Here is a 26,820-nt window from a genome sequence, read left to right as displayed (position 1 = left end):
TGGGAGTCGGCTTGAGCGAGCTTGAAAACGGCGTTGCGGCCGCGTTCGCCGCCGACGGGCCGTTGGCACGCGCGCACGGCCATCTGCGCCCGCGCCAGGGGCAGCTGGACATGGCCGCCGCCGTGGCCCGGGCCATCGAAAACGGGCACGGTCTGGCCGTCGAGGCCGGCACGGGGGTGGGCAAGACCTTTGCCTACCTCGTGCCCCTGTTGCTGAGCGGACGGCGCGCCCTGTTGTCCACCGCCACCCAGGCGCTGCAGGACCAGCTGTTCGCTCGCGACATTCCCGCCGTCGTTCGCGCGCTCGGGCTGCCGGTCCGGGTGGCCCTGCTCAAGGGGCGCTCGAGCTATGTGTGCCTGCATCGGCTGGAGCAGGCCTTGCACGGGCCGGCGTCGGCCGGTCCGCGCGATCCGGCCATCTCTGCCGGGCTGACCCAGGTGCTGCATTGGGCCCACCGGTCACGCAGCGGCGACCTGGCCGAGCTGGAGGCTCTGGACGAGCGCTCGCCGCTGCGTCCGCTGATCACGTCCACGCGAGACAACTGCCTGGGCGCCAGCTGCCCGCGCCATGGCGAATGCCATGTCAACCGCGCGCGCGGCGAGGCCTTGCAGGCCGAGTGGGTGGTGATCAACCACCACCTGTTCTTCTCCGATCAGTTGCTGCTGGAGACGGGGGTGGCCTCGCTGCTGCCCGCAGCCGATGTGGTGGTGTTCGACGAAGCGCACCAGTTGAACGACACCGGCATTCCCTTTCTGGGGCGAACGCTGGGTGCGGGGCAGCTGCGTGAGCTGGCGCGCGACCTCGCCACCCAGGGCGCGCAATGGGCCCGTGGCCAACGGCCTTGGGCGCACCTGGCGCTGGCGATCGAACAGGCCTCGCGTGCCATGGCGGCGCTGCCGCGGCAGGCCAGCGCCAGCGGTGGCCGGCATCGCTGGCACGGCGCGGCGCCCGAGGGTGTCGACACGCTCGCCTGGCAGCGCGGCATCGCCAATCTGGGGCAGGCGCTGGCGGCCGCTCTGGCGGCGCTCACCGCGACGGCTCAAGCCGCCGCCGAGCTCGAACGGCTGCGCGTGCGCGTGCAGGCTCTGCAGACCGTCTGGGACGATATGGGCTTCGGTCCGTCGGCCGCGCAAGCGTCCGAGATGGTGAGGTGGGTGGAGTGGGGGGAGGGCCGGCATTGGCGCATCGTCTGCGCACCGCCCGACAGTTCCCGTCTGTTCCAGTCCTTGCTGGACGAAGCTCCTGGCCGACGCAGCTGGGTGTTCTCGTCGGCCACACTCGGTGATGATGCGGAACTGAGCTGGTTCACCCGGGGCCTCGGGCTGGATGCGCTGGGCCTGCAAACGCTGCGCGTGCCCAGCCCGTTCGACCATGCGACCCAGGCGGCCCTGTATGTGCCGCACGACCTGCCCGAGCCCGCCGATGCCTCGCACACCCCCGCGCTGGCCGATGCGGTGGCGCGCTGGGCTTCGCGCCTGGGTGGCCGCACCCTGGTGTTGACCACCACGCTGAAGGCCGCATCGCGCATGGCCGAGCACCTGCAGGGGCTGGTGGCGCAGGGCCGCTGCGCACCGCTTCGGGTGCTGGCCCAGGGGCGCCTGTCCAAGCGCGCGCTGTTGGCCCGGTTCCGCGAGGGAAGCGAGCCGTCGGTGCTGGTGGCGTCGGCGTCGTTCTGGGAGGGGGTGGATCTGGCCGGCGACGCGTTGCAGCTGCTGGTGATCGACAAGCTGCCTTTTGCGCCGCCGGACGATCCCTTGATGCAGGCGCGCGGTCAGCGCCTGGAGGCCCAGGGCCTGAGTGCGTTCAACGATGCCTTCCTGCCCGAAGCCGCCATGGCGCTCAAGCAGGGGGCGGGGCGCCTGATCCGCGCCGAGACCGACCAGGGGATTCTCGTGATCGGCGACCGGCGCCTGATCACGCGGTCTTACGGCAACCGCTTGCTGGAGGCCTTGCCGGCGATGCGCCGGCTGGTGGACGAGACTGACATGGAGGCCGGCCTCGATGCGCTGGTGCTTACCAGATCTTCCACCAAGGATCGTCCTTGGATTTGAAACCCTGGCTCAGGTACTCGCTGTTCGGGTAGCTGGTCTGCATCACGCGGCGGGTGTCGTCGCGCAGTTGGGTCAGCCCGAGGGCATCGTAGGAACGCAGCATGATGAACAGCGCTTCTTCCAGGGCCGGGGCGTTGACGTAGTCGGTCAAGGCGGTCTGGGCGCGGTTGATGGCCGCCACGTAGGCGCCACGGCTGTGGTAGTAGCGCGCCACATGCACCTCGTACTGGGCCAGCGAATTGACGATGTACGTCATGCGGTCGCGGGCGTCGGGGCTGTAGCGGGAATCCGGAAAGCGGGTGACGAGCTCGCGGAAGGCGCCGAACGATTCCTTGGCGGCTTTCTGGTCGCGCTCGGAGAGGTCCTGGCGCGCCAGCGAGCCGAAGAGGCCGAGGTTGTCGTTGAAGTTCACCAGCCCCTTGAGGTACAGGGCATAGTCCATCGCCGGGCTGGTGGGATGGAGCTTCTGGAACCGGTCCAGGGTGGCGAGGGCCTGGGCTTGTTCGCTCGCCTTGTACTGGGCATAGGCCTTGTCGAGCTGGGCTTGCTGAGCCAGCGGGGTACCGGCGGCACGGCCTTCGAGCTTTTCGTACAGCGTCACCGACTTCTCGTAGTTGCCGGCGGCGCGCTCTTCGGTGGCTTCGCTGTAGATGCGGTTGGGGCTCCAGCCCGCCGTTTCATCCACGGGGGTCGTGCTGCAGGCACTGAGCACCAGCGCCGAGGCCATTGCGCACAGGGGCACAGCCGATAATCTGGACGTCAACTTCACGGGCGCACCTTTACAACGGAACAATAGACTTGGCTTCGCAAATTATATCGACGGGGGATGTGACAACCGGTTCCATGCCGGGCCCGGACATGGAGGGTGGCGCGGTGCTGGACGAACTGGCGCCGGAAGTGGAAACGCGGGTCTGCGAAGTGCCTGCGGACATGCACGGCTGGCGCATCGATCGCGCGCTGGCGCAATTGATCCCCGAGTTCTCGCGCTCCTACCTGCAGCAGCTGATGGTCGACGGGGCCGTGGAGATGCGCGGCACCGCCTTGCGCAAGCCCTCCGCCCGCATCGCGGCCGGCGACCGGCTGGCGGTGGAGCTGCGACCCACGCAGCAGGCGCAGGCCTTCGTGCCGCAGGCGATGGCGCTGGATGTCGTGTATGAAGACGCCGACCTGCTGGTGATCCAGAAGCCCGCCGGGCTGGTGGTGCACCCGGCGGCCGGGCACTGGACGGGCACCCTGCTCAACGGCCTGCTAGCGCACCACGCCGGCGCGGCCTCGCTGCCGCGCGCCGGCATCGTGCACCGGCTCGACAAGGACACCTCGGGGCTCATGCTCGTGGGCAAATCGCGCCAGGCCGTGGAGGCGCTCGTGCGCGCCATCGCCGCGCGCGAGGTGAACCGCCAGTACCTGGCCCTGGCTCATGGGCGCTGGCAGGGCGCGGCCGAGAAGGGGGTGGACCAGCCGATCGGACGCGACGTGCACAACCGGCTGCGCATGGCCGTCGTTCGCCCCGACACCGGGATCGGGAAGGCCGCGCAGACCACCATCCGTCTGCTCGACACGTCGGATCAGGCCTGCCTGGTGGCGTGCAAGCTGCACACCGGGCGCACGCACCAGATCCGGGTGCACATGGCCTGGCTGGGACATCCCCTGGTTGCGGACACGCTGTATGGCGGCCGGGCCCTGTGGGGCATCGATCGCCAGGCCCTGCATGCGGCGCGCTTGTCGCTTCGGCACCCGATCACCGGCGAGCCGCTGGCGTTTCGTTCGCCGCCGCCGCCCGACCTGCTGGCCGCCATGGCCGGCAGCGGCCTCCGCTACAATGAGCCGGGTCCGGGCAGCGGATTCCTCGAGTGAACGCCACCGTGCGACGAGTCGAGTCCCCGGCCTCACGAACCCCTCCTTTTTGGCCCTGCCAGGCAACAGGTTCTTTCCCGGCGTTTCGTGCCGACGGCCTTTGCCGTCCTCGCCGGTTCGAGTGTGACGGGCGTTGTGCCCACCCCCTGTACCGCCCCGGCCCAAGCCGGTTTTTGACAGACTGACACCATGAACACCACGGATGCCAAGCGCGTCCTCGAGACGGCGTTGATCTGCGCACCCCAGCCCCTGTCCGTGCGGGAGCTGGGCGCGCTGTTCGAGGCGGAGGTCTCGGCGGACACGCTCAAGACCTTGCTGGCCGACCTGCAGCTGGAGTGGACCGGCCGCGGCGTGGAGCTGGTGCAGGTGGCCAGTGGCTGGCGCTTCCAGAGCCGGCCCGAGCTGCGCCCCTACCTGGACCGGCTGCACCCTGAAAAGCCGCCCCGCTACAGCCGCGCCACGATGGAGACGCTCGCCATCATTGCCTACCGCCAGCCCGTGACCCGGGGCGACATGGAGGACATCCGCGGCGTGACCATCAACTCGCTGATCATCAAGCAGCTGGAAGACCGGGGCTGGGTCGAAGTCATCGGCCACCGCGAAACCGTGGGCCGTCCCGCGCTGTTCGCCACCACGCGCCAGTTTCTCGATGATCTGGGCCTGTCGTCGCTCGATCAGCTGCCCCCGCTCGAGAGCAATGAAATCCAGGAATCGGCCCTGGATCGGCTGGATTTCGAGGCCCTGTCGTCGAACCTGTCGCCCGAAGCTGCTGACGTGGCCGACGAGTCCGAAGCGCCGGCGCTGGTCGAGACCATGGCCGATGCCGAGACCCCCACCCCAGATACGCAGACCAGCGCCCCCTCCACCCAGGAACACCATGAACCCGGCGAACACCCCTCCAGCGACGCCTGAGTCGACCCCCGACGCGACGTTGCCGCCCGCCGATCCCGCGGTGGCGCCCCCTGAAGCCCTGCGCTTCGACGACGTCGTCAGCGGCGCCTTCGACGCCGAGCAGGAGCAGGACCAGTCGCTGCCGACCAAGCGCGTGCTGGCGCCTCAGGCCGAATCGCCCAAGCTGCACAAGGTGCTGGCGCAGGCGGGCATGGGCTCGCGGCTGGAGATGGAGCAGCTCATCCTGGAGGGCCGCATCTCGGTCAACGGCGAGCCGGCCCACATCGGGCAGCGCATCCAGTTCGGGGACGTCATCAAGGTCAATGGCAAGCCGGTGCGCGTGCGCATGACGCCGCCGCCGCCGCGCGTGCTGGCGTATCACAAGCCCGCGGGGGAGGTGGTCTCCCACGACGACCCGCAGAACCGGCCGACCGTGTTCCGGCGCCTGCCCAAGCTGATGCAGGGCAAGTGGCAGTCGGTCGGTCGACTGGACCTCAATACCGAAGGCCTGCTGCTGCTGACCAACTCCGGTGAGCTGGCCAACCGCCTGATGCACCCGCGCTTCGGTCTGCAGCGCGAGTACGCCGTGCGCGTGCTGGGCGCCTTGTCGAACGAGGAAAAACAGCGTTTGCTCGACGGCGTGAAGCTGGACGACGGCGTGGCCCAGTTCGCCAGCATCGAAGACGGCGGAGGCGAGGGCGCCAACTGCTGGTACCGGGTGACGATCGGTGAAGGCCGCAACCGCGAGGTGCGCCGCATGTTCGAGGCCGTCGGCCATGCGGTCAGCCGGCTGATCCGCATCCGTTATGGCGCCGTGATGCTGCCCAGGGGGCTCAAGCGCGGCGTGTGGCTGGAACTCGACGACCGCGACATCGCCCGCCTCACGGCGGCGGCCGGACTGGTAGAGGCCGACGAACCGCGCGGCCCGCGCCCCGGCGGCCGGCACCCGGCCCAGCGCGGCAAACAAGGCGCCAAGGGTGGCCGCACCCAGGGAAAACCGCCGGGCAGTCGCCCCGAAGGCCCCGGTTTCGGCGATCGCCGGACCAACAGCGGCTATGGCATGGGCGGGGCGCCAGGGGGCGCCAAGCCGCGCGGTGCCAAGGGCCCGGGCAAGGGGCAGGGTGGTGCGGGTTCGCAGCCGGACCCGATGAAAACCTCTTTTGGCTACATCGGTCAGGACGCCCTGCAGCGCCGGCGCGAACAGGACGCCGGGCGGGGCGGTCCGCCCGGAGGTGGCCGCCGCCGGGGTGGTGGACGTTCGGGCGGGCGCTGAAAGGCGTTCCACACGCCCACGCTCCACGGCACGGACACCCGGGCAATGTAGAATCGTGGGCTTTGTAAGGCCCTTGCGGGCTTCGACAAATTCAACCGAAAAACTTCAGGATTCCTATGGCCATCGAACGCACCCTCTCGATCATCAAACCCGACGCCGTCGCCAAGAACGTCATCGGCCAGATTTACGCCCGTTTTGAAGCCGCCGGCCTGAAGGTCGTGGCCGCTCGCATGGCCCACCTCTCGCGTGGCGAGGCCGAGGCCTTCTACGCCGTGCACAAGGAGCGTCCCTTCTTCAAGGACCTGGTCGACTTCATGATCTCCGGTCCCGTGATGATCCAGGCGCTCGAAGGCGAAGGCGCCATCGCCAAGAACCGCGACCTGATGGGCGCCACCGATCCCAAGAAGGCCGCCGCCGGCACCATCCGCGCCGACTTCGCCGACAGCATCGACGCCAACGCCGTGCACGGCTCCGACGCGCCCGAGACGGCCGCTGCCGAAGTGGCTTTCTTCTTTGCCGGTCTCAACGTCTATTCGCGTTGATCATGGTATGACGGCCAATCTGCTCGACTTCGATCTCGAGGGTTTGGCCGCCTTTTGCGAGCAGCTGGGCGAGAAGCGCTTTCGCGCCGTCCAGCTGTTTCGCTGGATCCACCAAAAAGGGGCGTCGGACTTCACCCAGATGACCGATCTCGCGCGCAGCCTGCGCGAGAAGCTGCCCGGCGTCTGCGCCATCACCGACCTGCCCGTGCTCTCGCGCCAGGATTCGGCCGACGGCACCATCAAATGGCTCTTCGATGTGGGCGACGGCAATGCGGTGGAAACCGTGTTCATTCCCGAAGAAGACCGAGGCACGCTGTGCATCTCCTCACAGGCCGGTTGCGCCGTGGGTTGCCGCTTCTGCTCCACGGGGCACCAGGGTTTCTCGCGCAATCTCACCACCGGTGAGATCCTGGCCCAGCTCTGGCACGCCGAGCATTTTCTGCGCCGCCACCTGCAACGGGGGGAACGCGTGATCACCAACGTGGTCATGATGGGCATGGGCGAACCCTTGCAGAACTACAACGCGCTGGTGCCGGCGCTGCGCGCCATGCTCGATGACCACGGCTATGGCCTCTCGCGCCGCCGCGTGACCGTCTCCACCTCCGGTGTGGTGCCGATGATCGACCGCCTGGCGCAGGATTGCCCGGTGGCCCTGGCGGTGTCGCTGCACGCCCCCAACGACCCCCTGCGCGACGACCTCGTGCCGTTGAACCGCAAATACCCCATCGCCGAGCTGCTGGATGCCTGCCTGCGCTACCTGCCGGCGGCGCCACGCGACTTCATCACCTTCGAGTACTGCATGCTCGACGGCGTGAACGACCAGCCCGAGCACGCCCGTGAACTGCTGGCCTTGCTCAAGCAGCACGGCGAGCGCGGTGTGCCGTGCAAGATCAACCTGATTCCTTTCAACCCCTTCCCCGACTCCGGCCTGACCTGCTCGCCGCGCGCGGTGGTGCAGCGTTTCGGGCAGATGCTCAATGAAGGCGGTGTGGTGACCACGGTGCGCAAGACCCGTGGGGACGACATCGATGCCGCCTGCGGTCAGCTGGCCGGCGACGTGCTCGACCGCACCAACGCGGCCCAACGCCTGGCAAAGCGCCGCGGCGCCGCGGCCGAGCGCCCCATCCGTTTCGTTCACAAGGAAAGGCAGGCATGACACACGCGATCCGCTCCGGTTTCTTCGGGCCCCACGCAACCTCGGGTCTGCGTGGTTGGGTGACGAGTTTCTGGATGGGCGTGCTGCTCATGTTGCTGGCAGGCTGCGCACAGACGCGTGGCTTGCCCGCCAGCACCGCCGCTGCGGTGGCGGCCGGTGCCGAACCGGTCACCGAGTCGGACGAGCCCGAAGCGCGCAAGCGCGCGCGCATCCGGGTCGAGCTGGCCTCAGGCTACTTCGAGCAGGGCCAGACCACGGTGGCGCTGGACGAGATCAAGCTGGCACTGGGAGCCGATCCGAACTACGCGCCGGCCTACACCCTGCGCGGCCTGGTGTATGCGCGCTTGAACGAGCTGCGGCTCGCGGAAGACAGCTTCAAGCGCGCCCAACTGCTCAGCCCGCGCGACCCCGACGTCCTGCACCACTACGGCCTGTTCGCGTGCCAGCAGGGCCGCTATCCGCAGGCGATCGAGCTGTTCCAGCAGGCGCTGGCCAGTCCCGTGTACGGCGGGCAGGCCAAGACGCTCATGGTCAAGGGCATCTGCCAGGTGCGGGCAGCCCAGTTTGAAGAAGCCGAGGGCAGCCTGGCCCGTTCCTACGAGCTCGATCCCGGCAATCCCATCACGGCCTACAACCTCGCGACCCTGCAATTTCGCCGGGGCGAGAACGCCAAGGCGCAGTTCACCATTCGCCGGTTGAACAACAGCGAACTGGCCAACGCCGAAACCCTGTGGCTGGGCATCAAGGTGGAGCAGCGCATGGGCAACACCGAGGCCATGGCCCAACTGGCCCAGCAACTGAGCCGGCGTTATCCGGACTCGCGCGAATGGGCGTCGTATCAGCGGAGAGCATTTGATGAATGAGGTGTCAGCCAACGAGGGTTCCCCCGTGGCCATGGAGGGCGGGTCGCGCCCGGTGCTGCTGCGCGCGGCGCGCGAAGCCGCGGGCTTGCACATTGCCGCGCTCGCGGCCGCCCTCAAGGTGCCGGTGAAGAAGCTTGAAGCCCTGGAAGCCGGGCGCTACAGCGAATTGCCCGATCTGACCTTCGCGCGCGCACTGGCTTCCAGCGCCTGCCGCCATCTCAAGATCGACCCGGCACCCATCCTGCAACAGATTCCGCAGAGCGTGATTCCCGAGCTGGGTGGCTCGCGCCATGCGATCAACACGCCTTTCCAACCGGCGCACGACCCGGCACCGATCAACCCGCTGAGCTGGCTTTCGCGGCCTGCGCTGCTGGCCGCCATCGTGCTGCTGCTCGGCGCCCTGGTCATCGTCTTCATGCCGCGTGCGGAAGAGCCGGCTCCGGTCGAGGCGGGCAATGTGGTCACGCCACTCGAAACGCCGGCGGAGCCCGTGGCGGCGACCGAGCCTGTGCCGGCTCAGGAGCCTGCACCGGCCCCTGCGCTCCCGGGCGCAGACGGCGCGGCACCCGTGGCCCCGGCAGCACCGGTCTCCACCGCACCTGTGGTGCCGCCAGCGGCATCGACACCACCCGAGGCTGCGGCGTCCGCCGCTCCCACTCCCGCTGCCGGCAGTTTGCTCACCATCGCCGCGACCGGGGAGTCCTGGGTGGAGGTCGTCAATGGCTCGGGCAGCGTGGTGATCCAGCGCATGCTGCAGGCCGGTGACGCCGTCGATTTCTCCAGTGCACCGCCCTACACCGTGGTGCTGGGCCGCGCCGAGGCCGCGCAGGTCACGGTGCGCGGCAAGCCGTTCGATGTGACGCGCTATGCGCGCAACAATGTCGCCCGATTCGAGGTGAAATGAACATGGACACCCTGGTGCGCCCCGCCGCGTCATGTGAACCGATTCCGCTGTCGGCGGCGCGAGCGCGCCGCACCCGCCAGGGGGTGGTGGCCTGGGGCGACCACCGTGTCACCGTCGGCGGTGATGCGCCGGTGCGTGTGCAGTCCATGACCAACACCGACACCGCCGATGCCGTGGGCACGGCGATCCAGGTCAAGGAGCTCGCGCTGGCTGGCTCCGAGCTGGTCCGCATCACGGTCAACAACGACGAGGCCGCCAAGGCCGTGCCCTACATCCGCGAACAGCTCGATCGCATGGGCATCAACGTCCCGCTGATCGGCGACTTCCACTACAACGGCCACCGCCTGCTGACCGACCACCCGGCCTGCGCCGAGGCACTGTCCAAGTACCGCATCAACCCCGGCAATGTGGGTCGCGGCGACAAGGGCGATCGCCAGTTCGCGCAGATGGTGGAGATCGCCGCGCGCTACGACAAGGCCATCCGCATCGGTGTGAACTGGGGCAGCCTGGACCAGGATCTGCTCGCGCGCCTGATGGACGAGAACGCGAACCGCAGCACCCCGTGGGAAGCGCGCCAGGTGATGTACGAGGCGCTGATCACCTCCGCACTCGAATCCGCTCGCAAGGCCGAAGAGATCGGCCTGAACGGCAACAACATCGTGCTGTCCTGCAAGGTCAGCGGCGTGCAGGACCTCATCGCGGTCTACCAGGCCCTGGCGCAGCGCTGCGACTACGCGCTGCACCTGGGTTTGACCGAGGCTGGCATGGGCACCAAGGGCGCGGTGGCTTCGGCGGCAGCGCTCTCCGTGCTGCTTCAGCAGGGCATCGGGGACACCATCCGCGTCTCGCTCACGCCGCAACCGGGCGAAGCGCGCACGCAGGAAGTGGTGATCGCGCTGGAGATCCTGCAGGCCCTGGGCATGCGCGCCTTCGTGCCGTCGGTCACCGCCTGCCCGGGCTGTGGCCGCACCACCAGCACCACCTTCCAGGAGCTGGCCAAGCAGATCGACGACTACCTGCGCGGCTCCATGCCGGTCTGGCGCGCGCGCTACCCCGGCGTGGAAAACCTCAAGGTCGCCGTGATGGGCTGCATCGTCAACGGCCCGGGTGAAAGCAAGCACGCCGACATCGGCATCAGCCTGCCCGGCACCGGCGAAGCACCCGCCGCCCCGATCTTCATCGACGGGCAGAAGGCCATGACCTTGCGGGGCGACGGCATTGCCCGTGAGTTCCAGCAGATCGTTGAAAACTACATCGAGAAGAAATTCGGCACGACGCCCTGAGCGGTGGGCTCACCCACCGTGCCGGGCGCACGGCTGAACGAAAGATTGCATGGCAGACAAACTGAGCGCCGTCAAAGGCATGAACGACATCGCCCCTCCCGCGTCCGCGCACTGGGAGTGGCTCGAAGACACCCTGCGCACGCTGATGCGCCGCTACGGCTACCGCAACCTGCGCACGCCCATCGTCGAACCCACGGCGCTGTTCGTGCGGGGGCTGGGCGAAGTGACCGACATCGTCGAGAAGGAGATGTACTCCTTTGAAGACCGGCTCAACGGGGAGCAGCTGACGCTGCGTCCTGAGAACACGGCTGGTGTGGTGCGCGCGGCGCTGGAGCATTCGATGCTGTACGACGGCGGCAAGCGCCTGTACTACATGGGGCCGATGTTCCGGCACGAGCGACCGCAGCGCGGCCGTTACCGGCAATTCCACCAGTTCGGCGCGGAAGCCCTGGGCTTCGCCGGCCCGGATGTGGACGCCGAACTCATCGTGCTGGCCTGTGACCTCTGGGCCGAACTGGGCCTGACCGGCATCGAGCTCGAGATCAACAGCCTGGGGCAGCCGCCCGAGCGCCTGGCCCACCGCCAGGCCCTGATCGCCTACCTCGAGGCGCACGCCGACCAGCTCGACGAAGAAGCGAAGCGCCGCCTGTACAGCAACCCCTTGCGCATCCTGGACACCAAGAATCCTGCGATGCAGGACCTGGTCAACGCCGCGCCGCGCCTCATGGACCACCTGGGTGCCGAGTCGCTCGACCACTTCAACCGCCTGCGCGGCCTGCTCGATGCGCACGGCATCGCCTACCGCATCAACCCGCGCCTGGTGCGCGGCATGGACTACTACAACCTCTCGGTGTTCGAGTTCGTCACCACCCAGCTGGGTTCGCAGGGCACGGTGTGCGCGGGCGGCCGCTACGACGGCCTGTTCGAGCAGATCGGCGGCAAGGCCGCGCCGGCCGTGGGCTGGGCGATGGGCATGGAGCGCATCCTGGAGCTGCTGAAAGAGCAGGGCCTGCTGCCCGAGCAGCCCGCGCCCGATGCCTACGCCGTGGTGCCAGAGGCTGCCCGGGTGCCCCAGGTGATGCCGGTGCTGCGGGCCCTGCGCCAGCAGGGTGTGAACGTGCAGATGCATGCCGGTGGTGCCGACGGCATGGGCAGCATGAAGTCGCAATTCAAGAAGGCCGACGCCAGCGGCGCGCGGTTTGCGCTCATCTTCGGCGAGCATGAAATGGCCCAGGGCGCCGTGGCGCTCAAACCCCTGCGCGGCCCGCGCACGGACGCACCGGCCGAAGCCGCGCAGAGCCTGCTGCCGCTCGACGCCATCGCCGATTGGGCGGGGCGTCTGCGCGCCGCCTGAGGCTCGCGCCACCGCAAGGGCGGCCTGGGGGCCGCCCGCCTACAATCCCCCGTTGCGCACGCTGCGCACGAATTCCAGACAAGCATCCACCATGGCCAAACACCTCGACCTTGAAGAACAGGAACAGATCGATCAGATCAAGCACTTCTGGGCCCAGTACGGCAATCTCATCAGCTGGGTGCTGATCGTCGTCTTCGGTTCCTTCGCGGCCTGGAACGGCTGGAACTACTGGCAGCGCACGCAGGGCGTGAAAGCCGCCGCGTTGTACGACGAGGTCGATCGCGCGGTGCTGGCGCGCGACACCGATCGGGTGGAGCGCGCCCTGGCCGACATGCAGGCCCAGTTCGGCGGCACCACCTTCGCCACCCAGGCGGCTCTGCTGGCGGGCAAGACCCTGTTTGAGGCCGGCCAGGTCGACAAGGCCCGCGCCGCACTGAACTGGGTGGTCGACAAGTCCGGCGATGCGTCCTACCAGGCCGTGGCGCGCTTGCGCTTGGCCGCGCTGGACGTGGAAGCCAAGGCCTTCGATCAGGCCCTCAAGACGCTGGACGCCTCGGTGCCCAAGTCGTTTGTGCCCCTGGTGGCCGACCGCCGCGGCGATGTCTTCATGGCCCAGGGCAAGACCGACGAAGCCAAGGCCCAGTACCAAAGCGCCTGGCAGGCCCTGGGCGAACGCACCGAATACCGCCGGCTGGTCGAAGTGAAGCTCGCCGCCCTGGGCGTGGACACCGCCAGCCTGACTTCCACCGCACGATGAATTCCATGGTCACCTGCACCCCCCGTTCAGTCTCGGCCTCCTGGCGCCGGGCCTTGCCCGTCATCGGTTTGGTTGCCGCCGCCTTGCTGTCGGCCTGCGGTTCCAGCACGAAGAAGCCGCAACCCACCGAGTTGCCGGCCGTGGCGGCCTTGATGGGCACCCAGCTCGCCTGGTCGGCCCAGGTCGGCGAAAGCCATGCCTCGCTGGTGCCGCTGGTGGCGGGTGGCCGTGTGTTCGTGGCCGGCGGCACGGGCCAGGTGGCCGCGCTGGATGCCGCCACCGGCCGGGATGTGTGGCGCCTGAATCTGAACACGCCGATCGCCGCTGGTGTGGGCGCCGACGGCCAGACGGCCGCCGTGGTGACCCGCAACAACCAGCTGGTGGCGATCGCCGATGGCAGCGAGCGTTGGCGAGTGCGCCTGCCCGCGCGCTCCTTCACCGCGCCCCTTGTGGCCGGCGAGCGCGTGTTCGTGCTCACGGCCGACCGCGTGGTCACCGCCTTCGACGGCAAGACCGGCGCCCGGCTCTGGAGCCAGAGCCGCCCCGCGGAACCGCTGGTGCTGAGCCAGACGGGCGCGCTGCTGGCGGTCGGTGACACGCTGGTGGTGGGCTTGGCAGGGCGCCTGACGGGCCTGAACCCCGACAACGGATCGGTGCGCTGGGAGGCCCCCATCGCCACATCGCGGGGCACCAACGAGGTGGAGCGCCTGGTCGACATCGTGGGTCCGGTCAGCCGCATCCGCAACAGCGTCTGCGCCCGGGCCTATTCGGCCGCCGTGGGCTGCGTGGACGCGAGCCGTGGCACCGTGGTCTGGACGCGCGCCGCCCAAGGCACGACCGGTGTGCATGGCGACGACCGCCTGGTCTTCGGCAGCGAGAGCGATGGCCGATTCCAGGCCTGGCAGCGCGCCACCGGTGAGCCGGCCTGGAGCATCGACCGCCTGAAATACCGCGGCCTGACCGCACCGCTGGCCCTGGGCCGTGTGGTGGCGGTGGCCGACAGCCGCGGGCTGGTGCACCTGATCTCCCGCGAGGACGGCAGCGAAATGACCCGCCTGACCACCGACGGCTCGCCCATCGACGCGGCGCCGGTGCTGGCGGGCGACGCGTTGCTGGTGCAAACCCGCAACGGCGGCGTGTTCGCCTGGCGTCCCCAATAATGGCCGCCACGAACACCGTGTTCGTGACCGCCTGAACGAAAGCTTTTTCCGTGAAACCCGTCATCGCCCTGGTGGGCCGGCCCAATGTCGGCAAGTCCACCCTGTTCAACCGCCTGACGAGTTCACGCGACGCCATCGTGGCCGACTTTGCCGGCCTGACCCGCGACCGCCACTACGGCAATGGCCGACAAGGCCGGCGCGAGTACATCGTCATCGACACCGGCGGCTTCGAGCCCGAGGCCAGCGAAGGCATCTACAAGGAGATGGCCAAGCAGACGCGGCAGGCCGTGGCCGAGTCCGATGTGGTGATCTTCGTGGTGGATGCCCGAGCGGGCATCAGCGCGCAGGACCATGAGATCGCGGGTTACCTGCGCCGCCTGGGCAAACCCACGTTGCTGGTGGCCAACAAGTCCGAAGGCATGACGCAAGGGCTGCAGCTGGTGGAGTTCTACGAACTCGGGCTGGGCGAGGTGATGGCGGTGTCCGGTGCCCACGGGCAGGGTGTGCGCTCCATGCTGGACACGGCCCTGGAGCTCATTCCGGGTCTGCCGCCGGAGGACGAGGAAGAGCCCGAAGTCGAGACCGGCGTGATCCGCCTTGCGGTGGCAGGTCGCCCCAACGTGGGCAAGTCCACCCTCATCAACGCCTGGCTGGGCGAAGAGCGCCTGGTGGCCTTCGACCTGCCGGGCACCACGCGCGATGCCATTTCCGTGCCCTTCGAGCGCTCGGGCCAGAAATTCGAGCTGATCGACACGGCCGGCATCCGCCGCAAGGGCAGGGTGTTCGAGGCGATCGAGAAGTTCTCGGTGGTCAAGACCCTGCAGGCGATCGAAAACGCGCATGTGGTGCTGCTGCTGCTGGACGCCACGCAGGGTGTGACCGACCAGGATGCGCACATTGCCGGCTACATCCTGGAGAGCGGCCGTGCCGTGGTGCTCGCCATCAACAAGTGGGACGCGGTGGACGCTTACCAGCGCGAGCAGATCGAGCGCCAGGTCGAGACGCGGCTGGCCTTCCTCAAGTTCGCCTCGCTGCACCTGATTTCCGCCCAGAAGCGCCAGGGCCTGGGCCCGGTGTGGAAGTCGATCACGCAAGCCCACGCTTCGGCCATGCGCAAGATGTCGACCCCGGTGCTGACCCGGTTGTTGATGGAGGCGGTCGCCTTCCAGGCGCCCACCCGCAGCGGCATGTTCCGGCCCAAGATGCGCTACGCTCACCAGGGCGGCATGAACCCGCCGGTGATCGTGATCCACGGCAATTCCCTGGAAAACGTGCCGGACGCCTACAAGCGCTTTCTCGAAGGGCGCTTCCGCAAGGCCTTCGATCTGGTGGGTACCCCCTTGCGGATCGAGTTCAAGACCTCGGCCAATCCCTTCAAGGAGTAGGAGTTTCGACTCAACCGCGGTCCGGTGACACGGCTGTGGTATTGTCCATTCCTCATTAACTTTCATTGAACACGGAGCATATCGTGAGCAATAACAAAGGCCAGCTCTTGCAAGACCCTTTCCTGAACCAGCTTCGCCGGGAACATGTGCCCGTGTCGATCTACCTGGTCAACGGCATCAAATTGCAGGGTCAGATCGAGTCGTTCGACCAATACGTCGTGTTGCTTCGCAACACGGTCACGCAGATGGTCTACAAGCACGCGATCTCCACCATCGTGCCGGGCCGCCCGGTGCAGTTCTCGGCCGTCGGCACGGACGAGCCGGCAGCCTCCTGATTCAGCACCTGAATCGCATCCGGCCCGTGCAGCCGACCTGCCGGGCCCGCAACGCCTTGCGCGTTGTTGCCCTACCGAATTGAATTCACCCTCATCCTCCCCGTCTTCCACGCCCTCCGTCATCCTGGTTGGCGTGGACTTTGGTGTGCCTCATTTCGACGCCGGGCTCGAGGAACTGGGCTTGTTGGCCCAGACCGCGGGCTACACGGTGGCCGAGCGCGTCAGCTGCAAGCGCCGTGCACCCGACCCGGCCTTGTTCGTGGGTTCGGGCAAGGCCGACGAAATCAAGATGCTCGCGCAGTCCACCGGCGCGACCGAGGTGCTGTTCGATCAGTCGCTCAGCCCGGCGCAGCAGCGCAACCTGGAGCGGCATCTGGGCCTGCCGGTCAACGACCGCACCCTCCTGATCCTGGAAATCTTCGCCCAACGCGCGCGCAGCCACGAAGGCAAGCTGCAGGTCGAGCTGGCGCGCCTGCAGTACCTGTCGACGCGCCTGGTGCGGCGCTGGTCGCACCTGGAGCGGCAGAGCGGCGGCATCGGCATGCGCGGGGGCCCGGGTGAAACGCAGATCGAACTGGACCGCCGCATGATCGGCGAGGCCATCAAGCGCACCAAGGAGCGCCTGGAGAAGGTGAAGAAGCAACGCTCCACCCAGCGCCGCCAGCGCGAGCGCCGCGACACGTTCTCCATCTCGCTCGTGGGCTACACCAACGCCGGCAAATCTTCGCTGTTCAACGGCCTCGTGAAGGCGCGCGCCTACGCGGCCGACCAGCTCTTCGCCACGCTGGACACCACCACGCGCCAGCTCTACCTGGGCGAAGCAGGGCGCTCGGTCTCGCTCTCGGACACCGTGGGCTTCATCCGCGACCTGCCGCACGGCCTGGTCGATGCTTTTGCGGCCACGTTGCAGGAAGCGGCCGATGCCGACCTGCTGCTGCATGTGGTCGATGCGTCCAACCCGTCTCACCCGGAGCAGATCGCTTCGGTGCTCGATGTGCTCAAGGACATCGGCGCGGACCAGGTGCCCCAGATCCTGCTGTTCAACAAGCTCGACGCCATGGACCCGGCCTCCGTGCCGCATGTTCTGAGCGATGCCATGGAACTGGAAGGCCAGTCGGTCCCTCGAATCTTCGTCAGTGCGCGCACGGGCGAGGGCCTGCCCGAGTTGCGGGCCCTGCTGGCCGCGCACGTGATCGCGCAAAGGCCGGGTGCAGACCCCATGCTCCCGGAAATCGGCGAACCCGTGTCCTGATTGGGCACAATGTGATGGTTTTGAATCGACAAAGAGTTGGCAACCCATGGATGTGAATCTGCTATTCCCCGCCCGCGGCGCTGACCGCGCGACCCGCCCTGTCCACCGCGGCTGGCGTGGGCTGTGGGGCATGTTCAATCTGAATGATCCCCGTTGGGGCCGGGGCGACGACGAACCGCGCAACGACGGCGGTCAGGACCCGGGACGTGACGACGATCGCAACGCACAGCGTCCCCCGCCGCGCGGGCAGGGCCCCAACCAGGGGCCGCCGGATCTGGACGAACTCTGGCGCGATTTCAACCGCAAGCTCGGTGGACTGCTGGGCAACAAGGGCCGTGGCGGTGGCCATGGCGGCGGCAACGGTTCCGGTGGCGGTGCCGGTTTCAACCCCAATCCCAAGGCGACTGGCATCGGCTTCGGCCTCATTGCCGGCGTCGCGCTGCTCATCTGGATGGGCACGGGCTTCTTCATCGTGCAGGAAGGCCAGCAGGCCGTGATCACCCAGTTCGGCAAGTACCACAGCTCCGTGGGCGCGGGCTTCAACTGGCGCCTGCCGTACCCGATCCAGCGCCATGAAACCGTGTTCGTCACGCAGATCCGCTCGGTGGACGTCGGCCGCGACAACGTCGTGCCGGCCACCGGCCTGCGCGAATCGGCCATGCTGACCGAAGACGAGAACATCGTGGAGATCAAGTTCGCGGTGCAGTACCGCCTGAACGACGCCCGCGCCTTCCTGTTCGAGAGCCGCGATCCCGATGCCGCTGTCGTGAAGGTGGCCGAGACGGCGGTGCGCGAGGTGGTCGGCAAGATGAAGATGGACGCGGCGCTGGCCGAGGAGCGCGATCAGATCGCTCCGCGCGTGCGCACGCTGATGCAGAACATCCTCGACCGCTACAAGGTGGGCATCGAGGTCGTGGGCATCAACCTGCAGCAGGGTGGGGTGCGCCCGCCCGAGCAGGTGCAGGCGTCGTTCGACGACGTGCTCAAGGCCGGCCAGGAACGTGAACGGGCCAAGAACGAGGCCCAGGCCTACGCCAACGACGTGGTGCCGCGCGCCCGCGGTGCGGCTTCGCGCCTGACCGAAGAGGCCGAAGGCTACCGTGCCCGCATCGTGGCGCAGGCCGAAGGTGATTCGCAACGCTTCCGCTCGGTGCTGGCCGAGTACCAGAAGGCGCCTCAGGTGACGCGCGAGCGCATGTACACCGACGCCATGCAGGAGATCTACAGCAACGTGACCAAGGTGCTGGTGGATTCCAAGTCGGGCTCCAACCTGCTGTACCTGCCGCTGGACAAGATCATGCAGATGACGGGCCAGCCAGCCTCGACGCCGAGCGTGCAGCCCAGCGCGCCCACGCCGAGCACGATCCCGGCGCCCACCAGCCGCAGCACGGACAACGCCGCGCGTTCGCGCGAGCGCGAGAGCCGCTGAACGACGCCAGCGACCAGAGAAGCAACATGAACAAACTCGGTTTCATCATCACATCCTTCATCGTGGTTCTGGCGATCGCCAGCTCCATGCTGTTCGTGGTGGACCAGCGCCAGTTCGGCGTGGTCTTCCAGCTGGGCCAGATCAAGCGGGTCGTCACCGAACCCGGCCTGAACTTCAAGCTGCCGCCGCCGTTCCAGAACGTGTCCTACATCGACAAGCGCCTGCTCACCCTGGAGAGCACCGACACCGAGCCGACACTCACCGCCGAGAAGCAGCGCGTGGTGATCGACTGGTACGTGCGCTGGCGCATCAGCGAGCCGCAGGAATACATCCGCAACGTCGGCGTCAACGAACGCGCCGGCGCCCTGCAGCTCAACCGTGTGGTGCGCAACTCCTTCCAGCAGGAAGTCAACAAGCGCACGGTGAACGAACTGCTGTCTACCCGCCGCGAGCAACTCATGGCCGACGTCAAGCGCGAAGTGCTGGCGGCCGTGCGTGGTGCCGACAAGCCCTGGGGCATGGACGTGGTCGACGTGCGCATCACGCGCGTCGATTACGCCGAGAGCATCACCGCCTCGGTCTACCAGCGCATGGAAGCCGAGCGCAAGCGCGTGGCCAACGAGCTGCGTTCCACCGGCTTTGCCGAGGGTGAAAAGATCCGCGCCGATGCCGATCGCCAGCGCGAGGTGATCGTCTCCGAAGCCTACCGCGATGCGCAGGCGATCAAGGGCGCGGGCGATGCCAAGGCCGCCGCGGCGTTCTCCGACGCTTTCGGCCGCGACCCGGCATTCGCCCAGTTCTACCGCAGCCTGGAAGCGTACAAGTCGAGCTTCGCCAGCAAGTCCGACGTGCTGGTGGTCGACCCTTCGTCCGACTTCTTCAAGGGCATGCGCAGCAGCAACGTGGCGCCGGCTCGATGAGCCTCAGCCGTTGACGCGGGCCGGTTGAACCCATGTCGGATGCGATCTGGCCCGCGCTGGCCCTGGTGCTGATCTTCGAGGGGCTGCTGCCCCTGCTGGCACCCAGGCTGTGGCGCCGCGTCTTCACCGACATGCTGAGCCTGCGCGACGGGCAGTTGCGCTTCTTCGGTCTGATCTGCCTGGGCAGCGGTGTGCTGCTCTGGTGGTCGCTGACCTGATCCTTCGCCCCCTTTTCGGCGCCGATCCGTGCGCTGGCCGATACCCGCCGGGGTTGCCTCCGGGGGGCCGGTAGAATCACGTTTTTAACAGCGCCTGAAAATAGCCATGTCTGCCTGGGTCCTCCCGGATCACATTGCCGATGTCCTGCCTTCCGAGGCCCGTCACATCGAAGAACTTCGCAGGGGCTTGCTGGACACGGCCCGGGGCTACGGCTACGAGCTGGTCATGCCGCCGTTGCTGGAGCACCTGGAATCCCTGCTCACCGGCACGGGCGAAGCCCTCGGTCTTCAGACCTTCAAGCTGGTCGATCAGCTCTCCGGACGCACCCTGGGGTTGCGCGCGGACAGCACGCCCCAGGTCGCCCGCATCGACGCCCACCTGCTCAACCGCCAGGGCGTGGCCCGCCTGAGCTACTGCGGTCCGGTGGTGCACACCCGCATCGATCGCCCGCTGGCCAGCCGTGAGCCGCTGCAGTTCGGCGCCGAGATCTACGGCCACGCGGACCAGGAAGCCGACCTGGAAATCATCGAGCTCGCGCAAGCCTGCCTGCGCAGCGCGGGCGTGAAGGGCCTGCAACTGGACATGGCCGACGTGCGCGTGATCGACGCCGTGCTCGCCCCCGCCTCGCTGACCGCCGCGCAGGAAGCCCGCATCCACGCCGCGCTCAATGCCAAGGACGTCGCCGAACTCGAACAGCTCGCGCGCGACCTGCCGCCTGCCGTGCGCCGCGATCTGGTGGCCTTGCCGCGCCTGTTCGGCGGCGTGGCCGTGCTCGACGAGGCGCAGCGCATCCTGCAACCGTCTGCGGCCCTGCACGCCGCGCTGGACAGCCTGCGCTGGCTGGCCTCGCACGCGCAGGGCATGGACGTGTCGATCGACCTGGCGGACCTTCGCGGCTACGCCTACTACACCGGCATGCGCTTCGCCCTGTTCGCCCAGGCGCCGCAAGGCCAGGCCGGGCAGGCGCTCGAGCTGGCGCGGGGAGGGCGCTATGACGAGGTCGGCGCCGTGTTCGGTCGCAACCGCCCGGCGGTGGGCTTCAGCCTGGACCTCAAGGAGCTGGTGAGCGCCGTGGCGCCGCGGCCCCTGGTGGCCGCCATCCGCGCCCCTTGGGGCATGGACGCCGGCCTGCGCCAGGCCATCGCCGAACTGCGCGCGCAGGGCCACACCGTGGTGTGCGCCTTGCCGGGCCACGACCACCAGGTCGACGAATTTCACTGCGACCGCGAACTGGTGCCCGATGCGGCCCGCCGCGGCGCCTGGACAGTACAAACCCTTCAAACGGAAACCAGCAAATGAAGAACAGCAGCAGCGCCGTGACCCCCGGGCGCAACGTCGTGGTGGTGGGCACCCAGTGGGGTGACGAAGGCAAGGGCAAGCTGGTCGACTGGCTGACCGAAACCGCCACCGGCGTGGTGCGCTTCCAGGGCGGCCACAACGCGGGCCACACGCTGGTCATCAATGGCGTGAAGACGGCGCTGCACCTCATCCCCAGCGGCATCATGCGCGCCGGCGTGAAGTGCTACATCGGCAACGGTGTGGTGCTCTCGGTGAGCAAGCTGTTCGAGGAAATCGCGGGCCTGGAGAAGGCCGGTGTCGAGGTGCGTTCGCGCCTGCGCGTGAGCGAAGGCTGCCCATTGATTCTGCCGTTCCACGCCGCCATCGACATCGCGCGCGAAGCCGCCAAGGTGAAGGCCGGCACCGAGAAGATCGGCACCACGGGTCGCGGCATCGGCCCGGCCTACGAAGACAAGATCGCGCGCCGTGCGCTGCGCGTGCAGGACCTGAAGTACCCCGACCGTTTCGCCACCAAGCTGCGCGAACTGCTGGACCTGCACAACCACGTGCTCACCAGCTACCTGCACTCCGCCGACATGGCCTGGGACGACAAGCTCGCCTCGTACATGAAGGACGGCGCGATCCAGTTCGAGCCGGTGTACGCCGAGGCCATGCAGCAGGCCGAACTGCTCAAGCCCATGATCGCCGACGTCTCGCGCGAACTCAACGCCGCGCACCAGGCGGGTGCCAACCTGCTGTTCGAGGGTGCGCAAGGCACGCTGCTCGACATCGACCACGGCACCTATCCCTTCGTCACCTCCAGCAACTGCGTGGCCGGCAACGCCGCCGCCGGTTCCGGCGTGGGCCCGGGCCTGCTGCACTACGTGCTGGGCATCACCAAGGCGTACTGCACCCGCGTGGGCGGCGGCCCGTTCCCCACCGAGCTGGAATGGGAAAAGGAAGGCACGCCCGGCTGGCACATGGCCACCGTGGGCGCTGAAAAGGGCGTGACCACCGGTCGCAGCCGCCGTTGCGGCTGGTTCGATGCCGCGCTGCTCAAGCGCTCGGCCCAGGTCAACGGCCTCTCGGGTCTGTGCATCACCAAGCTCGACGTGCTGGACGGGCTCAAGGAACTCCAGCTTTGCACCGGTTACGAATTGGATGGCGAGGTCATCGACATCCTGCCGATGAGCGCGGAAGACATCGCGCGCTGCAAGCCGATCTACGAAACGCTGCCCGGATGGAGCGACTCGTCGGTGGGCGCCACGCGCTACGAAGACCTGCCGGTCAACGCCCAGCGCTACCTCACGCGCATCGCGGAGACGACCGGGGTGCCGATCCACATCGTCTCCACCAGCCCGGACCGCGACCACACCATCCTGCTGCACAACCCCTACCATGGGTGAAATCCCCGGGGGCCGCGCGCGGCCCTTCGTGCAGAATTCCCACCGATATCCCCATCCGGAGCCCGCATGCTGACCGAAGACGGCAAACACCTCTACGTCTCCTACGACGAGTACCACAACCTGATCGAGAAGCTCGCGCTCAAGGTCTACCAGTCGGGGTGGGAGTTCGACACCATCCTGTGCCTGGCACGGGGTGGCATGCGTCCGGGCGACATCCTCTCGCGCATCTTCGACAAGCCGCTGGCCATCATGTCCACCAGCTCCTACCGCGCCGCCGCCGGTACCGAGCAGGGCAACCTGGACATTGCGCGTTACATCACCACGCCCAAGGGCGAGATCGCAGGCAAGGTGCTGCTGGTGGACGACCTCGCCGACTCGGGCCACACGCTCAAGGCCGTCATCGACCTCCTCAAGAACAACTACGCGCCGATCACCGAGATGCGCAGCGCCGTGATCTGGACCAAGCAGCTCTCGACCTTCACGGCCGACTATTCGGTGGAGTTCCTGCCCACGAACCCGTGGATCCACCAGCCTTTCGAGGGCTACGACAGCATGCGCCCGGCGCAACTCCTGGAAAAGTGGAAGCTCTGAACTGAATGCGTGACGACCTGTCCACCCGTCTGATCCACCACCCCTACAAGCCCCCGGAGGGCTTCGAGGGGGTGGCCCCGGGGGTGTACAAGGCGTCCACCGTCTTCTTCCCCAACGTCCAGGCCCTGCGCACCACGGACTGGAAGGACAAGAGCGGCTACACCTACGGCCTGCACGGCACGCCGACCACCTTCACGCTGGAAGAGCGCATCGCCACCATCGAGGGCGGCCTGCATTGTGTGCTCGCGCCCAGCGGCCTCTCGGCCGTGTCGCTGGTGGACATGGCCCTGCTGCGACAGGGCGACGAGGTGCTGATTCCCGACAATGCCTACGGGCCGGGCAAATCCTTCGCCGCGGTCGAACTCGCGGCCTGGGGCATCACGCACCGCTACTTCGACGCCATGGACCCGGCCGATCTCGCGGCCAAGATCGGCCCGGCCACGCGCCTGGTCTGGCTGGAGGCCCCCGGCTCGGTCACGCTGGAGTTTCCCGACCTGCCGGCCCTGGTGGCCTGCGTGCGCCAGGTCAATGCCGCGCGGGGAGGCCAGCGGCCCATCGTCACCGCGCTCGACAACACCTGGGGCGCGGGCATCGCATTCCAGCCGTTCGACCTGGGCGTGGACATCTCGGTGCAGGCCCTGACCAAATACCCCAGCGGCGGTGCCGATGTGCTCATGGGCTCGGTCGTCACGCGCGACCTGGCGCTGCACCGCCTGGTGCTGCTCACCCACATGCGCCTGGGGCTGAACATCGGCGTGAACGACGCCGAGCTGGTGCTGCGCGGCCTCGCCAGCATGGCGCTGCGCTACCACGCCCAGGATGCAAGCACCCGCGAACTCGCCACCTGGATGCAGCAGCAAGCCGGCGTGGTGCAGGTGCTGCACCCGGCCTTGCCGGGTTCGCCCGGCCATGCCACCTGGCAGCGCGATGCGAGCGCTGCCGCCTGTCTGTTCAGCGCGGTGTTCGACCCTGCCATTTCCCAGGACCGCATCGACGCGTTCTGCGACCGCCTGCGGCTGTTCAGACTGGGCTGGAGCTGGGCCGGGCCGATCAGCCTGTGCGCGCCGTATGACATCCGCCCCAGCCGCACCCAGGGCTGGCCCCATGCGGGGGGTCTGGTACGCTTTGCCGTGGGCCTGGAATCCGTGCACGACCTCCGCGCCGACCTGGCGCAGGCCTTGACCGCATTGAAACCCTGACCCTTACCTTTTCCCACCGACCTGAAGGACTGACTTGGCCACCCCCAATTACGGATACGAAAAGCGCCAGCGCGAGCTCGCCAAGAAGAAAAAGAAAGAGGAAAAGCTCAGAGCCAAAGCCGCCGGCCGCCAGCACCCGGACGCCGATGCGCCCGAGGAGCCGGGGGCCGGATCGCCCGACACGCCCGGTGACGCACCGGCGGCGGGTGGCGACAGCGCGGCCGACTGAGCCCGCTGGTTCCCACGTCGGCCCGAGCCGCGCGCTCAGGCCGGGTGGGTGGCTGTGGCCTCGTCGGCCATCAGCACCTGCGCCGCGGCCGCCAGGGCGTGCGGTGACCGGTCCTGCAGCACCAGCGGCCGGGCCTGCGCAAAGCGCGTGAAATTGCGCGCGATCGACTGGGCGTACATCGGGTCGTAGTGCCCCGTGAGCAGTTCCAGCACCACCTCGGGCGTGCGCCCCGCGCGCACCTTCCCCGTCCAGCCTGACACCACTTCCTTGCCCCGCAACTCCGTGAGCGCTTCCAGGCGCTCGCAGAACGCCGCCGGGTCCTTGACGAAGAAGTCGTAGTCCTCCAGCAGCAAGGCCACGCGTTCGTCGTCGCTCAGGCGAAGGTCGATGCAGGGGCTGGCGCGCATGGCGTCGATCAGCGCCTCATTGACGCGCACATTGCCCACCTTCTTGCTCTCGCTCTCGACGTACACCACCCGGCCCGGGTCGAAACCGCGCAAGGCCGCCCACACCAGGGAGTCGAAGCGCTTCTGGCTGGGTTGCGGCTGGCCGGGAATATGGCCCAGCACCGAGCTGCGGTGGCAGGCCAGGGCCTCGAGGTCGAGCACCTGGGCACCCTGGGCCGCCAGGGCGTGGAGCAGGCGCGTCTTGCCGCTGCCCGTGGGGCCGCAGACCACGCGGTAGGACAGGCCCTGGGCCAGCGCCGGCAGCGCCTCCACCAGCGCCGCCCGCCAGGCCTTGTAGCCGCCCTCGATCAGGGTCACGTGAAAGCCGATGGCGCCCAGGATGGTGGCAAGCGCACCGCTGCGGTTGCCGCCGCGCCAGCAGTAGGCCAGCGGCTTCCAGCCCTTGGGCTTGTCGATCACCTCACGCTCGATGTGGGCGGCGATGTTGCGCGCGGAGAGCGCTGCGCCGCGCTTCTTGGCCTCGAAGGGGTTGACCTGCTTGTACAGCGTGCCGATGTCGATGCGCTGCTGGTTGTTCAGCGTGGGCCAGTTCACCGCGCCCGGCACGTGGTCGAGCGCGTACTCGTCTTCGGTGCGCGCGTCGATCAGGGTGTCGAAGTCGGCGAGGCGGGCCATCGCCTCGGCGGCGCTCAGGGTGTGGACAGGCATGCCCGATTATCGGGCGGCGAGCAGCTTGCGCAGTTCGGGCCAGACGTTGTCGCGCATCGTGGCCTGGGCGGATTCGTTGGGGTGGATGCGGTCGGCCTGGAACAGCGCTGTCGGGTCTTTCGTGTCGGCCACGCCCTTGAGGAAGAAGGGCACCAGCGCGGTCTTCTCGGCCTTGGCGACGGTGGTGAACACCTCGCGGAACTCCTGGCCGTACTTCGCGCCGTAGTTGGGCGGCATCTCCATGCCGACCAGCAGCACCTTGGCGCCGGCCTCGCGCGCGAGGCGGGCCATGGCGGCGAGGTTGTCGCGCGTCATGGTCAGCGGCAGGCCGCGCAAGGCATCGTTGCCGCCCAGCTCGATCACGACCAGGGCGGGCTGGTGCTGCTTGAGCAGGGGGGCGAGGCGCGAGCGCCCGCCCGAGGTGGTGTCGCCGCTGATGCTGGCGTTGACCACGCGGGCGCGAACTTTTTCCTGTTTCAGACGCTCTTCCAGCAGGGCCACCCAGCCGGTGCCGCGCTTGAGGCCGTATTCGGCGCTGAGCGAATCTCCCACCACGAGGATGAGCGGATCGGCGGAGGCGGTGGCCTGAGCATGGGTGAAGCCAGAAGACCCCGCGGCGGCCAGGGCGCACAGCGCGCCGGCCAGCACGTTAAAGTGACGGCGTTTCAACTTGAGAAGTCCTTCCATGTCCGATGTGATGATTGCGGTCCAGCATGTGTTCAAGTCCGTGACCGACTCCACCGGCTCCCTGACGATTCTGCGCGATATCGATTTCACCCTGAACAAGGGGGAAACCGCCGCCATCGTGGGTGCGTCCGGGTCGGGCAAGAGCACGCTGCTGTCGATCGTTGCGGGTTTGGACACGCCCAGCAGCGGCACAGTTCACATCGACGGCGTCGATTTGTTCGCGCTGGATGAAGACCAGCGCGCCGCGCTGCGCGCACAGAAGGTCGGTTTCGTGTTCCAGAGCTTCCAGCTGCTGGGCAACCTGACCGCGCTGGAAAACGTCATGCTGCCGCTGGAGCTGGCCGGCCAGCGCGATGCGCGCGCCACCGCGACCCAGATGCTGCAGCGCGTGGGCCTGGGCGAGCGCCTGTCCAGCTACCCCAAGGTGCTCTCGGGCGGGGAACAGCAGCGCGTGGCCCTGGCGCGCGCCTTCGTGGTGCAGCCTGCGGTGCTGTTGGCCGACGAGCCCACCGGCAGCCTGGACTTCGCCACCGGCGCCCGGATCATGGAACTGATGTTCGAGCTCAACCGGGAGCAGGGCACCACGCTCGTGCTGGTGACGCACGACCGCGCCATCGCCCAGCGCTGCGAGCGCCGCATCACCATCGAAGGCGGCCAGGTGGCGGCCGAGGCCGAAGCGGCCTGAGT

The 26,820-nt window shown here is 68.1% G+C and carries 27 protein-coding genes; 24 read left to right on the top strand and 3 right to left on the bottom strand.

Features of this window, described 5'->3' with window-relative positions:
- Positions 1 to 11: 11 nt before the first annotated feature.
- Positions 12 to 2,051: an ATP-dependent DNA helicase gene (locus tag AC07ZS_RS14095; protein WP_494799164.1), complete on the top strand. Its 2,040-nt coding sequence runs from the start codon at positions 12 to 14 to the stop codon at positions 2,049 to 2,051.
- Here AC07ZS_RS14095 and AC07ZS_RS14090 read toward each other — a convergent pair.
- A complete protein-coding gene (locus AC07ZS_RS14090) occupies positions 2,014 to 2,778 on the bottom strand; it encodes an outer membrane protein assembly factor BamD (RefSeq protein WP_494799186.1) in 765 nt (254 codons plus the stop codon). The two genes, AC07ZS_RS14095 and AC07ZS_RS14090, sit on opposite strands and share 38 nt — an antisense overlap.
- A gap of 116 nt (positions 2,779 to 2,894) precedes the next feature.
- On the opposite strand from AC07ZS_RS14090, the gene AC07ZS_RS14085 reads away from it, so the two are divergent.
- From AC07ZS_RS14085 to AC07ZS_RS13980, 22 genes are all read left to right on the top strand, one after another.
- Entirely contained in the window at positions 2,895 to 3,905 is a 1,011-nt protein-coding gene (locus AC07ZS_RS14085; RefSeq protein ID WP_494799185.1) for an RluA family pseudouridine synthase, read from the top strand.
- A gap of 189 nt (positions 3,906 to 4,094) precedes the next feature.
- Positions 4,095 to 4,817, top strand: coding sequence for an SMC-Scp complex subunit ScpB (gene scpB, locus AC07ZS_RS14080; RefSeq protein WP_494799163.1), 723 nt, complete (start codon positions 4,095 to 4,097; stop codon positions 4,815 to 4,817).
- On the top strand, positions 4,726 to 6,069 hold the full coding sequence (locus AC07ZS_RS14075) for a pseudouridine synthase (protein WP_494799162.1): 1,344 nt from the start codon (positions 4,726 to 4,728) through the stop codon (positions 6,067 to 6,069). Before scpB ends, AC07ZS_RS14075 begins: the two co-directional genes overlap by 92 nt.
- Positions 6,070 to 6,185: 116 nt before the next feature.
- On the top strand, positions 6,186 to 6,611 hold the full coding sequence (gene ndk / locus AC07ZS_RS14070; protein ID WP_159593822.1) for a nucleoside-diphosphate kinase: 426 nt from the start codon (positions 6,186 to 6,188) through the stop codon (positions 6,609 to 6,611).
- A gap of 7 nt (positions 6,612 to 6,618) precedes the next feature.
- Positions 6,619 to 7,767 carry a dual-specificity RNA methyltransferase RlmN gene (rlmN, locus tag AC07ZS_RS14065; protein ID WP_494799161.1) on the top strand — a complete coding sequence of 383 codons (1,149 nt, stop codon included), beginning with the start codon at positions 6,619 to 6,621 and terminating at the stop codon, positions 7,765 to 7,767.
- Positions 7,764 to 8,630, top strand: a complete 867-nt coding sequence (pilW, locus tag AC07ZS_RS14060) for a type IV pilus biogenesis/stability protein PilW (RefSeq protein ID WP_494799160.1) — start codon at positions 7,764 to 7,766, stop codon at positions 8,628 to 8,630. Before rlmN ends, pilW begins: the two co-directional genes overlap by 4 nt.
- Positions 8,623 to 9,534 (top strand): RodZ domain-containing protein, encoded by a 912-nt coding sequence (locus AC07ZS_RS14055; RefSeq protein WP_494799159.1) that lies wholly within the window; start codon positions 8,623 to 8,625, stop codon positions 9,532 to 9,534. Before pilW ends, AC07ZS_RS14055 begins: the two co-directional genes overlap by 8 nt.
- A 2-nt stretch (positions 9,535 to 9,536) precedes the next feature.
- Positions 9,537 to 10,817 carry a flavodoxin-dependent (E)-4-hydroxy-3-methylbut-2-enyl-diphosphate synthase gene (ispG, locus tag AC07ZS_RS14050; protein ID WP_494799184.1) on the top strand — a complete coding sequence of 427 codons (1,281 nt, stop codon included), beginning with the start codon at positions 9,537 to 9,539 and terminating at the stop codon, positions 10,815 to 10,817.
- A gap of 49 nt (positions 10,818 to 10,866) precedes the next feature.
- Positions 10,867 to 12,171, top strand: coding sequence for a histidine--tRNA ligase (gene hisS / locus AC07ZS_RS14045; RefSeq protein ID WP_494799158.1), 1,305 nt, complete (start codon positions 10,867 to 10,869; stop codon positions 12,169 to 12,171).
- Between the two features lie 91 nt (positions 12,172 to 12,262).
- Entirely contained in the window at positions 12,263 to 12,928 is a 666-nt protein-coding gene (locus AC07ZS_RS14040) for a YfgM family protein (protein WP_494799157.1), read from the top strand.
- A gap of 5 nt (positions 12,929 to 12,933) precedes the next feature.
- Entirely contained in the window at positions 12,934 to 14,088 is a 1,155-nt protein-coding gene (gene bamB / locus AC07ZS_RS14035; protein WP_494799183.1) for an outer membrane protein assembly factor BamB, read from the top strand.
- Between the two features lie 50 nt (positions 14,089 to 14,138).
- Positions 14,139 to 15,473 (top strand): ribosome biogenesis GTPase Der, encoded by a 1,335-nt coding sequence (gene der, locus AC07ZS_RS14030; RefSeq protein ID WP_494799156.1) that lies wholly within the window; start codon positions 14,139 to 14,141, stop codon positions 15,471 to 15,473.
- 65 nt (positions 15,474 to 15,538) lie between these two features.
- Positions 15,539 to 15,808 (top strand): RNA chaperone Hfq, encoded by a 270-nt coding sequence (hfq, locus tag AC07ZS_RS14025; RefSeq protein ID WP_084360358.1) that lies wholly within the window; start codon positions 15,539 to 15,541, stop codon positions 15,806 to 15,808.
- Between the two features lie 79 nt (positions 15,809 to 15,887).
- Positions 15,888 to 17,060: a GTPase HflX gene (gene hflX, locus AC07ZS_RS14020; protein WP_494799155.1), complete on the top strand. Its 1,173-nt coding sequence runs from the start codon at positions 15,888 to 15,890 to the stop codon at positions 17,058 to 17,060.
- 130 nt (positions 17,061 to 17,190) lie between these two features.
- Complete coding sequence (gene hflK, locus AC07ZS_RS14015) at positions 17,191 to 18,489, top strand: FtsH protease activity modulator HflK (protein ID WP_494799154.1); 1,299 nt, start codon at positions 17,191 to 17,193, stop codon at positions 18,487 to 18,489.
- 26 nt (positions 18,490 to 18,515) lie between these two features.
- On the top strand, positions 18,516 to 19,409 hold the full coding sequence (hflC, locus tag AC07ZS_RS14010) for a protease modulator HflC (protein WP_494799153.1): 894 nt from the start codon (positions 18,516 to 18,518) through the stop codon (positions 19,407 to 19,409).
- A gap of 32 nt (positions 19,410 to 19,441) precedes the next feature.
- On the top strand, positions 19,442 to 19,627 hold the full coding sequence (locus tag AC07ZS_RS14005; RefSeq protein WP_494799152.1) for a DUF2065 domain-containing protein: 186 nt from the start codon (positions 19,442 to 19,444) through the stop codon (positions 19,625 to 19,627).
- 106 nt (positions 19,628 to 19,733) lie between these two features.
- Positions 19,734 to 20,927: an ATP phosphoribosyltransferase regulatory subunit gene (locus AC07ZS_RS14000; RefSeq protein ID WP_494799151.1), complete on the top strand. Its 1,194-nt coding sequence runs from the start codon at positions 19,734 to 19,736 to the stop codon at positions 20,925 to 20,927.
- Positions 20,924 to 22,312: an adenylosuccinate synthase gene (locus AC07ZS_RS13995; protein ID WP_494799150.1), complete on the top strand. Its 1,389-nt coding sequence runs from the start codon at positions 20,924 to 20,926 to the stop codon at positions 22,310 to 22,312. Before AC07ZS_RS14000 ends, AC07ZS_RS13995 begins: the two co-directional genes overlap by 4 nt.
- A gap of 66 nt (positions 22,313 to 22,378) precedes the next feature.
- On the top strand, positions 22,379 to 22,903 hold the full coding sequence (locus AC07ZS_RS13990) for a phosphoribosyltransferase (protein WP_494799149.1): 525 nt from the start codon (positions 22,379 to 22,381) through the stop codon (positions 22,901 to 22,903).
- Between the two features lie 5 nt (positions 22,904 to 22,908).
- Positions 22,909 to 24,102 carry a PLP-dependent transferase gene (locus AC07ZS_RS13985; RefSeq protein ID WP_494799148.1) on the top strand — a complete coding sequence of 398 codons (1,194 nt, stop codon included), beginning with the start codon at positions 22,909 to 22,911 and terminating at the stop codon, positions 24,100 to 24,102.
- Positions 24,103 to 24,136: 34 nt separating this feature from the next.
- Positions 24,137 to 24,331, top strand: a complete 195-nt coding sequence (locus tag AC07ZS_RS13980; protein WP_494799147.1) for a hypothetical protein — start codon at positions 24,137 to 24,139, stop codon at positions 24,329 to 24,331.
- 35 nt (positions 24,332 to 24,366) lie between these two features.
- Here AC07ZS_RS13980 and mnmH read toward each other — a convergent pair whose 3' ends face one another.
- A complete protein-coding gene (gene mnmH / locus AC07ZS_RS13975; RefSeq protein ID WP_494799146.1) occupies positions 24,367 to 25,446 on the bottom strand; it encodes a tRNA 2-selenouridine(34) synthase MnmH in 1,080 nt (359 codons plus the stop codon).
- A gap of 6 nt (positions 25,447 to 25,452) precedes the next feature.
- Positions 25,453 to 26,115: an arylesterase gene (locus AC07ZS_RS13970; RefSeq protein WP_494799145.1), complete on the bottom strand. Its 663-nt coding sequence runs from the start codon at positions 26,113 to 26,115 to the stop codon at positions 25,453 to 25,455.
- Between the two features lie 16 nt (positions 26,116 to 26,131).
- Here AC07ZS_RS13970 and AC07ZS_RS13965 point away from each other — a divergent pair, with 16 nt between their 5' ends.
- Entirely contained in the window at positions 26,132 to 26,818 is a 687-nt protein-coding gene (locus tag AC07ZS_RS13965) for an ABC transporter ATP-binding protein (RefSeq protein ID WP_494799144.1), read from the top strand.
- The last annotated feature ends 2 nt before the right edge of the window (positions 26,819 to 26,820 follow it).

This window comes from Hydrogenophaga sp. GW456-12-10-14-TSB4 (assembly GCF_059424305.1).
Note: the sequence above shows the minus strand (reverse complement) of the source record. Positions and strands in the feature narration are given on the sequence as shown.

What these genes read in the sequence shown, in the direction of transcription:
- AC07ZS_RS13990 (WP_494799149.1), top strand. Translation starts at nt 22,379, where the DNA reads ATGCTGACCGAAGACGGCAAACACCTCTACGTCTCCTACGACGAGTAC.
- AC07ZS_RS14000 (WP_494799151.1), top strand. Translation starts at nt 19,734, where the DNA reads ATGTCTGCCTGGGTCCTCCCGGATCACATTGCCGATGTCCTGCCTTCC.
- mnmH (WP_494799146.1), bottom strand. Translation starts at nt 25,446, where the DNA reads ATGCCTGTCCACACCCTGAGCGCCGCCGAGGCGATGGCCCGCCTCGCC.
- AC07ZS_RS13985 (WP_494799148.1), top strand. Translation starts at nt 22,909, where the DNA reads ATGCGTGACGACCTGTCCACCCGTCTGATCCACCACCCCTACAAGCCC.
- AC07ZS_RS13965 (WP_494799144.1), top strand. Translation starts at nt 26,132, where the DNA reads ATGTCCGATGTGATGATTGCGGTCCAGCATGTGTTCAAGTCCGTGACC.
- pilW (WP_494799160.1), top strand. Translation starts at nt 7,764, where the DNA reads ATGACACACGCGATCCGCTCCGGTTTCTTCGGGCCCCACGCAACCTCG.
- hflK (WP_494799154.1), top strand. Translation starts at nt 17,191, where the DNA reads ATGTTCAATCTGAATGATCCCCGTTGGGGCCGGGGCGACGACGAACCG.
- ndk (WP_159593822.1), top strand. Translation starts at nt 6,186, where the DNA reads ATGGCCATCGAACGCACCCTCTCGATCATCAAACCCGACGCCGTCGCC.
- AC07ZS_RS14085 (WP_494799185.1), top strand. Translation starts at nt 2,895, where the DNA reads ATGCCGGGCCCGGACATGGAGGGTGGCGCGGTGCTGGACGAACTGGCG.
- hflC (WP_494799153.1), top strand. Translation starts at nt 18,516, where the DNA reads ATGAACAAACTCGGTTTCATCATCACATCCTTCATCGTGGTTCTGGCG.
- AC07ZS_RS14055 (WP_494799159.1), top strand. Translation starts at nt 8,623, where the DNA reads ATGAATGAGGTGTCAGCCAACGAGGGTTCCCCCGTGGCCATGGAGGGC.
- AC07ZS_RS14090 (WP_494799186.1), bottom strand. Translation starts at nt 2,778, where the DNA reads ATGGCCTCGGCGCTGGTGCTCAGTGCCTGCAGCACGACCCCCGTGGAT.
- AC07ZS_RS14075 (WP_494799162.1), top strand. Translation starts at nt 4,726, where the DNA reads ATGCCGAGACCCCCACCCCAGATACGCAGACCAGCGCCCCCTCCACCC.
- ispG (WP_494799184.1), top strand. Translation starts at nt 9,537, where the DNA reads ATGGACACCCTGGTGCGCCCCGCCGCGTCATGTGAACCGATTCCGCTG.
- AC07ZS_RS14040 (WP_494799157.1), top strand. Translation starts at nt 12,263, where the DNA reads ATGGCCAAACACCTCGACCTTGAAGAACAGGAACAGATCGATCAGATC.
- scpB (WP_494799163.1), top strand. Translation starts at nt 4,095, where the DNA reads ATGAACACCACGGATGCCAAGCGCGTCCTCGAGACGGCGTTGATCTGC.
- AC07ZS_RS14005 (WP_494799152.1), top strand. Translation starts at nt 19,442, where the DNA reads ATGTCGGATGCGATCTGGCCCGCGCTGGCCCTGGTGCTGATCTTCGAG.
- rlmN (WP_494799161.1), top strand. Translation starts at nt 6,619, where the DNA reads ATGACGGCCAATCTGCTCGACTTCGATCTCGAGGGTTTGGCCGCCTTT.
- hisS (WP_494799158.1), top strand. Translation starts at nt 10,867, where the DNA reads ATGGCAGACAAACTGAGCGCCGTCAAAGGCATGAACGACATCGCCCCT.
- bamB (WP_494799183.1), top strand. Translation starts at nt 12,934, where the DNA reads ATGGTCACCTGCACCCCCCGTTCAGTCTCGGCCTCCTGGCGCCGGGCC.
- AC07ZS_RS13995 (WP_494799150.1), top strand. Translation starts at nt 20,924, where the DNA reads ATGAAGAACAGCAGCAGCGCCGTGACCCCCGGGCGCAACGTCGTGGTG.